Genomic DNA, 8,069 nt, shown 5'->3' on the forward strand with positions numbered 1-8,069 from the left:
GTGAAAAACTCCAATCTATCAAAAATCGCATGTGAATTATAGTGAATTACTCCAACTCGCAAAGGGCTGGAGTAATTTTATATCTGACCGCATCATTATTTGGCGGTTACGCTTTTTTCTTAAATTCGTAAGTATAACGCATAAAAATACCCCTTTCACTGGATGTCCAGTAAAAGGGGTACATATCACTAGTTTACTTGCAAAGGCGTCTTTTTTTGCTATTTTATAGGGCGACAGCCCTACAGCGAGGGAATTCTTTCCCGAGCTGTGCATGGCGTAACATTCTCTTTCGCACTCGATTTTCTTGATTTGACCACATTTTTACCACAAATTCTTGGAAAAATATATTCGTCTGATTTTCTTACCACATTTTACGACAACGACTTCTGGTTTATACCACAGCAGGTACGGTTTCTGGCAGGTACGGTTTCTGGCAGGTTCATTTTAGACATCTCGTTCTCCACATGAGACTTCTCTGCAATATGATTGTAGACATACGGAATTCCTTCCATACCATCTATATGCCAGATTCTGCTATGCTCCACCCATAATCTGTCAATCACAATACCATCAAACCAGTTCATGACCACAAGAAAAAGACAGGCTTGAAGATATGCCGTTTTAAAATCCATAACATGATTCCAAACAGAAATAATCAAGATCAGAGCCACAAATATAATAATACAAAATGGTATCATAAACCACTTTGACCTTTTCATCACAGTTTCTTTATCAGCAATTCCACGTTTCTGTGCTTCTTCTATATATTCTTTTGGATAAAAATATAAACAGTTACGCCCGTCGTTCCTCACTGCACATTTTATCAGTGATGCATACAGCAGACAGTACAATACATTTTGCAACAATAATAACATTTTTCTGATACCTTCTTTCAAAATACCAATTCAGGTAATCTATCTGTCTCAATAATTTTTTTAAGCATTCTGGCAAATCCTTCCGGATTTTGGATTTGATACTGCATATGGTTAAATCCCTCAAAAACGGGAAAGTTACCGTATATATAGGTCTGCATCACTGCATTTCTATATTTAAAATGTTCTTCTATACTTCCAAATTCCCAAAATGTATGTTTCTGCAATTCTTCTGACAGTTCTGGAAATGGTTTATCTTCCAAGCTGTCTGTCAGCTGTCTTCTCAGATTTCCATACGTCAAGTTCTTTCCTGCCTCTATAAAATAAGGTTTAATTTTATCATCGTCACACCACATGATTCTCTTTAGTGTCTTTCCTTTTGACCAATATAAACTTTTCATTGCTATATATAAGAACGGAACCATGATTCTGCGTGTTGTCTTTCCAATCTGTGCAAACTGCCCGCCATCAAAAAAAACATGCTTTACCGGTATTTTTATCTCTGTCAGGAATGCCATGGCGAGATCTGCTCCAATCGAAGATGCAACTATAAGTTCTATTTCTTTGATTCCATGGTTCCCCAAAAATCGTACAATCTGTTGTATCTCATCTCTTTTGCTTTGATACCTCTGTCCGGAGCAATACACAGTCGATGTTGGCATAATGCAATAATATTTTTCTGCCATTTTCTCTGCAACCAGCATACTGCTTTCCCCAGTTACTCCCATTGCATGGAAAAACAGAATGACTGAATTTGATTTATTTCCTGTTGTTTTAAATACCACACTTCCACCTTCTGTCTATTTTTTATCTATCTACTCTCTTCCATTTTGCAACAGCATTTCTTACCCGCCAGTCAATATCCAGACGTGCTCTGCGACATTCTTTCGGATGTTTTCTTGCTGCCTGAAACGCCAGTTTCACAAAGAGTCCGGATCCAACCGGGAGCATTGTCTTTAGCATGCTCTCTGGAAAAACGAAATGGGTTCCATGCTCATAAATGACATAATCCAATCTGCATGTGTGTGAATGTTCTTTCATACGCTGCTTCATACGGCGGATATATTTTGCAGTATCCCACAACACATCATCTTCAGCACCAATTAACAATACTGTTCCATGGATTTTTTCAATCTTGATCATCTCGTCTTCTGTGATTGGGTGAGCCTTTTCAGAATCATCAAATAGTTTTCTTGAATTGATCATATCACCGGTCCGTTTTGTTTCTTTCTCAATCACATGCCAGTAATCCGGATGTTTGTAGCAAAATGGCATATACGGAAGGGGTTCTCCTTTGTAAGAAAAAAGAGATTCTCCTTCAATCGGCCATTCCTTACAGCCATCTTTTTTGCCCTGCATAAACCCCTGCCAGATAAAATCACTCGGTGTCAGACCAATCGTTAATGTGATATCTTTAAAATAAGAAGCAGCAGTCAATGCCAGTGTTCCTGTAGTAGATGCCCCGACAATTCCTATCTTCTGATCACCATGTGCTTTTAACCAATTGATTGCTTTCTCTATACGTTCCAATGGATAATTATGATGTCCATAATCTTTTTTTCCAGGTGACATTGTCATCACATTCACACCGAGTTTATGTAGCCATTTCACGGATATACGCGCCAGATAATCCTCTGGATCATCCCCGATCATGGCAATCATTGCACAGTCTGATCCTGTTTTGCATTTCCAGTATGCACCATAAAATCCATCTGTTTCCACATCAAAATGTCTTTTCTTCATTTGTATCATCTCCTTAATATCGGCCACGTTTCTCCAAAACTATTATTTTGTTTGAGATATTCCGAACGATTTGACTCTTTCCTATCACACGATAAATCGGCATAAGCTTTTTCATTCCTTCAACCAGACTGACTTCCTGTTGAACAGAAAATCCCGGCACAATTCTTTGCAGTTCTGTTCCGTTCTTAACTCCCCATGTGAATTTTGCATTGATTCCCTCTATGGATTTTTCTTTCACATGGTTTACAACAAAAGGTGACATGGTTTCGACCATTACGGTTACTTCCTGAAATGATTTTTCAATAATAAAAAACATCTTTCTGATATCTTTTTCACACAAATACATTGTAAGCCCTTCGATTATTACCAGAACATTCTCACAGTGATAATCTATATCATCTACATAGGAATCATCCATTGCAGACTTTGCGATCTGATATATCGGACCTGTTTCTGGAAGAAATTGCCGCCTTATCTTCATAGTCTCCGGCAAATCTATATTGTACCAATGCAGATATTTTCCTTTCATTCGATAACATCTGGTATCCAGTCCACATGCAATATTTATAACAATTGTATTTGCATTTTTCTCCAAATATTGCTCAACCATCCGGTCTAATACAATTGTTCTTGCAATCACGCCATAGTTCATGGCTTTATCTTTATCCGCTTTAGAAAAGTCATAATCAAGATTTTTCACAAGTTCTTCTGCAATTTCGTCGTTTATTTTAGCATTTTTCTTTCTTGTTTCTTTTGCTCTTGCATACAGAGTCTGTACCATCGTTTCCGGCACACCTGTCACATTCACTTTTTCTTTCATTATCTGTCGCCTTCCACTATTGTTTTCTTACAACACAATGCATCCTAGTATTCCATTTTTTCATATAAGCATAAAATTGCTTATGCAGCTCCCTCATTTCATCTGGTGCCTTCCTGGCATGTTGATACATAAATTTATCTCCAAAGCTACTTTCGAATGTAACAGCAAGCATAATCGTCATAATTGGCAGTGGTAAAAAACGAAAAATATTCATTTTACAAGGTGACAGCCTACCTGCCTGTTTTCGCAAAAAGCTAAAATTTCTTTTCAATTTTTTTGCTGTTTTCTTCATAATCTTCCAGTCTTTTCCCGCTCTTTCCGGGCAATCTGCTTCGTAATATGCATCTGCAATCGGCACCACCATGGCAAGATGACATAATTGCCACATATGCATATCCACTACTTTCTGATATGGTATATGAGCATGCCTTAATATCTTTGAAAACTGCTTTGTCTTTTCGGATTTATTTCCTGATATTTCTGCAAATGTTGTCGGCTGAATCATTCTTGGAGTGAGTGCTGCATCAAGGATACCATCATTATTTATACTTCCGCCCGCTCCTGGAAAAGCAGGCAATATTCTCCCTTTTCCAACAATATCTTCCCATTTTTTATAACTGTCCAATGAATTTACCATTGTGACAATTATATTGCTTTTATTATTTTTTAATTCAGCAAGTGCTTCATATAGCTGATTTTCCCTGACAGTTAGCAAAATAAAATCGTAAGCATCATTATCTGACAATTCTCCAAGAATCGTGGCTTCTGCCCGCCTTATGTTCTGGTTTTTCTTATAAAGCAGTCCATTTTTCTTTAAAAACTCAAGTCTTTTACCTCTGGCATAAATACTCGTATCATAACCAGTTTCTGCAAATAAGACCGCATACAAGGATCCAATCACACCTGCACCATAAATCAATATTCTCATAGAAATCCGTCCTCTTTTTCATTTTCAAAAAAACTGCCAGTGTTCATGTTAGTAATATCTAACTCTCATTTTCTAAAAAACCGTGTGAAAACAAAACTGTAATTCCACACGGTTTCTTTTCTTATGCATTCAGTATATCACTTTTACCTGGTTAATCAACCAAATTTTGTTTTCATAATATTTAAAATTTCATGTTCATGCGCCTTATATTCACTGCACTTGGAATGCAATTTATACCCTCATCTGGTCATTAAAATAATAATTTACATACTCTTCCGAAGATACATTCTAATCAGTATGATTGTATGCTCCGGTCAAGGTGGAAAATATGATACTTGGCGGAGGCATTATAAGAAGTGGCGGTAACACCAAAATCATTATGATTATTGATATTCTAAGCACATGGTGTATCAGAATTCCACTGTGTCTACTTGCAGCATATGTGCTCAAATGGGGAATTGTTGGTGTGTATACAATGGCTCTACTGAGCCAAGTATCTACAAGCTATCCTCGCATGCCCCGCAATTTTTATAAGTCCGGTTACGGACTTTTTTATTGTGCTGTCATGCACATTCTGCAAAGATCCTTTTTCCCTCATTCATGATGTTAACTGCTGCATTTACATCACGGTCCATTCTGTTTCCGCATTCACAGTAATAAATCCTTTCAGATAAAGACAATTCTGCTTAATTCTTGTTACATTTTGTTAAAATCTCATGTGGAGCTTCTATTTCATTTGCCAAGGTATGCTCTGTTAATTCTGACATCAATTTCAACTTTTTATTAATCAACGGTCGCATACAATTAGGAACATGTTCCTGATGCGCTCTGTGGATTGCTACACATTCCTTACAGTTTCCGTGGTAACGACAGGCTTTCAGGCAAGGACAATGATCTTTGTCTTTATACTCCTTACGAAATTCCGCTGCAAATTCTTCTTGCAGTCTTAGCCCCTCGACACGGTTTCCCTTATGAAATTCTACCATTGCATCCAGTTCTTTCTGGTTTCCTTCAATCTTCATGTTATTATAGCGCCTCCATTTCAATTATTCCTCAATTTCTGATAAATCCATGTTTTTCTATCCATACCGGATAATAGATATAATCATAGATACTTCACTAACTATTTCATCCAATATTCCAGGTGAAAATCAGCGTTATTACTTGCAATACGCAGAGTATACAACACACCAATCTGCCTGTGGATCTCACATGACTAAAGTCACATGCTCCTCAGTCGCTTTAAGCGACAAGGCTAAATATCGGCGGATACGCCTGTAACTTAGGATATGCGCAGTCATGCGCTTTTTTCCATGCCAGATATGGCAGGTCCCCACACCACAGGTAGTCCGCTGTATATCTGCCTGTGTTTATGCTGCTCTTAAGATTTCCATTTCTGAAAATAGTTCTCTTAAGTCCGCATATACACATGAGATCCTACGCTTTACTGAAGGGACTTTTGCCTCCAGCAAGGACCTTTCCGTTACCGGAAGGGGTTTTAAAAGTTCCCGTATAAAATATCTTGCTCCAATATTATAGGACGCCGAAAGATCACAGTTATATCTTTTTCCATTCTGGAATGTACAGAGGCTGTGATTGCCCGGATCACGGACAACTGTTCCTGACCCATCATAGGCAAGCCTGCTGGTATTCCACGCACAGATCCTGGATGTCCGTATCCCTCTCCTATGTGCCTGATGTTCACATCTTTTCTGGATATCCCTTTTTCGCCACAGGTGCAGCTTCTGTTTCTTTCTTCCGGATATCTTTCCTTTTGTTTCCAGATACTCAAACACGATCACATCCGCATGGTTTTCTTCTGCATATCCTGTGACTGCTCCTGCGATCTTTCTTCCGAGTTCTGTGTTAAGGCGCTTCGCATAAGCCCACCTGCTTTTCACCTGTGCAGAGCCATGCTCGCGCTGGAATCTGCTTATCCGTCCCAGTACACGGTACATCCGGTCTTTTTCACTGGGGAAATCAATAAACCTTCTTCCCAGGACAGTTCCATCTGACCGCATAATGGTACAGACTGCATCCGTATTGAGTCCTAAATCCACACTGCAGATAATCTGTTCTTTTGCAGGTGTCTTTGTAAGCGGCACTTCTTCCGTATAAGAAAAACGCAGGAAGTATTTACGATGCCTTTTTTCCAACACGGGAGCTGCAGCTTTTTTTCCTGCCCAGTTCTTTCTGAGATATTCCATATCTGTATGGCTGAGGCTGACCCGGAACCATTTCCAGTCATGGCCGTCATAAAGTTTCAGGCACACTCTATCTTTTTCTTCTGTATCCTCACGGTACATTACATCACGATAGAATACCGGCATGGCATAATTATCACACACCAGCTTCGGCCTGCCGCCTTTCTGATCCGTTTTTTTCCACAGTCCCAGCCTTGTCTTATATGAGGATACACTTCCCAGTGCATGCTGGATAGCTGCCCTTCGCAGATAAGAAGGCATCTTTGGAAATCGCAGGTCAAAATCAAACCTTGCCTGGTTCTTTTTGGTGGTATGCACCAGATGTTCTGCCGTGTTGAAACGTTTTTTAGATTCCGTGATTACTGCCAGTTCATCCCATGTCTGAGCATAGATCTCAATCAGACAACTGACCGCAGAACGATAAATATCCAGTGTCTGGCAGATCGGTATATTCTGTTTTCGCAATTCTACGCCATAACTGGATACTATCCTCATCTTTTTTCCTTCTTACAAATATAAATACGGATTCTTTCAGGTTACTGTCTTTCTTTTTGCCCTTCGATATAAGAACATACCTGTTCTCTGCTCCTGTCACTCACTGTTACTGCACAATAAGATGGATTCCACAGATGCCCTCCCCAAAGCTCCTTCTTCAGTTCTGGAGGTGCAAGAAACATCTGCCGGGCAATGTTCCCCTTCATGATCTTGATCATATCAGAGATATAAAACTGTGGTCTGCAGTCTACAAGCAGATGGATATGATCCGGCATAACCTCCATTGCCAGGATCTGAAATTTATATTCTTCTGCAAGGTCACAGAGCATTTCTTTGCATTCTGTATCAATACCATCTTTTAAAACCTTTTTCCGATATTTTGTACACCATACCAGATGATACTGCAGGGAATACACATATCCTCTACCATATGAAAGTTCATTATTATTGATATTAAACATATTTTTCTCCATGTTTTTATTATACCATATGCAAGAACATTTCGCAAACATTTGTTCTGCTTTTTTCAAAAAAATAGTGCGTCTAACTCATCACTGAAGTAACGAGAATGCGACACACAGTTATTCAATATATAACTTACCCAACCAGTAATTCCCCCAGACATTCTTCTGATATACGTTTAATTGTAATCTAACTTTTTTATCCTTGATGTGATCCGGCAATTTTTTACCTATGCCATGAATGTGCTTTTAGATTGGTCTTTAACCATATATCAGCGACCTTATTTATATCTACTTTCTGCAACTTTCTATCATAACAATCCATGCTCCATAAACCCCGATTTTATGCTCCCATTATACCATCTCGCTACATCTCCTTCAACGTAAAACTCACAGTCCACAGCCCCTTATAACTGGTATCGTTACTGTTCACTTCCAATGTCATTTACTTAAGGAAATTCCTTGTAAAAAAGGAGTTTCCTTTTTTATTACCAGTAACTCAAAAAACACTTGACAATACCTCATGTTTGTGCGGCTTTTTTCTGA

At 38.7% G+C, this 8,069-nt stretch carries 9 protein-coding genes and 1 pseudogene; 1 reads left to right on the forward strand and 9 read right to left on the reverse strand.

Annotated features, from left to right (window positions below):
- Positions 1-371: 371 nt before the first annotated feature.
- The 5 genes from ACTNB8_RS15850 to ACTNB8_RS15870 form a co-directional block, all read right to left on the reverse strand.
- Positions 372-632 (reverse strand): hypothetical protein, encoded by a 261-nt coding sequence (locus tag ACTNB8_RS15850; protein ID WP_441056043.1) that lies wholly within the window; start codon positions 630-632, stop codon positions 372-374.
- Positions 633-892: 260 nt separating this feature from the next.
- The gene (locus tag ACTNB8_RS15855) at positions 893-1,657 is read right to left on the reverse strand and encodes a hypothetical protein (RefSeq protein ID WP_441056044.1); all 765 of its coding nucleotides are present in this window, start codon (positions 1,655-1,657) and stop codon (positions 893-895) included.
- 22 nt (positions 1,658-1,679) lie between these two features.
- A complete protein-coding gene (locus tag ACTNB8_RS15860; RefSeq protein ID WP_275932897.1) occupies positions 1,680-2,615 on the reverse strand; it encodes an acyl-CoA thioester hydrolase/BAAT C-terminal domain-containing protein in 936 nt (311 codons plus the stop codon).
- Between the two features lie 13 nt (positions 2,616-2,628).
- Positions 2,629-3,435, reverse strand: a complete 807-nt coding sequence (locus ACTNB8_RS15865; protein ID WP_441056045.1) for a class I SAM-dependent methyltransferase — start codon at positions 3,433-3,435, stop codon at positions 2,629-2,631.
- A 16-nt stretch (positions 3,436-3,451) separates the two neighbouring features.
- Positions 3,452-4,363 carry a ketopantoate reductase family protein gene (locus tag ACTNB8_RS15870; protein ID WP_441056046.1) on the reverse strand — a complete coding sequence of 304 codons (912 nt, stop codon included), beginning with the start codon at positions 4,361-4,363 and terminating at the stop codon, positions 3,452-3,454.
- 301 nt (positions 4,364-4,664) lie between these two features.
- Here ACTNB8_RS15870 and ACTNB8_RS15875 point away from each other — a divergent pair.
- A pseudogene (locus tag ACTNB8_RS15875) lies at positions 4,665-4,967 on the forward strand (hypothetical protein); the annotation flags it as partial.
- Here the strand turns inward: ACTNB8_RS15875 and ACTNB8_RS15880 are convergent.
- From ACTNB8_RS15880 to tnpA, 4 genes are all read right to left on the reverse strand, one after another.
- The gene (locus ACTNB8_RS15880; RefSeq protein ID WP_441056047.1) at positions 4,927-5,043 is read right to left on the reverse strand and encodes a zinc ribbon domain-containing protein; all 117 of its coding nucleotides are present in this window, start codon (positions 5,041-5,043) and stop codon (positions 4,927-4,929) included. The pseudogene ACTNB8_RS15875 and the gene ACTNB8_RS15880 sit on opposite strands and share 41 nt — an antisense overlap.
- A gap of 6 nt (positions 5,044-5,049) precedes the next feature.
- Positions 5,050-5,385 (reverse strand): LPS biosynthesis protein, encoded by a 336-nt coding sequence (locus tag ACTNB8_RS15885; protein WP_441056048.1) that lies wholly within the window; start codon positions 5,383-5,385, stop codon positions 5,050-5,052.
- Positions 5,386-5,733: 348 nt separating this feature from the next.
- Entirely contained in the window at positions 5,734-7,062 is a 1,329-nt protein-coding gene (locus tag ACTNB8_RS15890) for an IS200/IS605 family accessory protein TnpB-related protein (RefSeq protein ID WP_441056049.1), read from the reverse strand.
- Between the two features lie 41 nt (positions 7,063-7,103).
- Entirely contained in the window at positions 7,104-7,535 is a 432-nt protein-coding gene (gene tnpA / locus ACTNB8_RS15895) for an IS200/IS605 family transposase (protein WP_441056050.1), read from the reverse strand.
- Between the last annotated feature and the right edge of the window lie 534 nt (positions 7,536-8,069).

The sequence above is a fragment of the Blautia sp. HCP28S3_G10 genome (assembly GCF_052065235.1).
Lineage (GTDB): Bacteria > Bacillota > Clostridia > Lachnospirales > Lachnospiraceae > Blautia_A.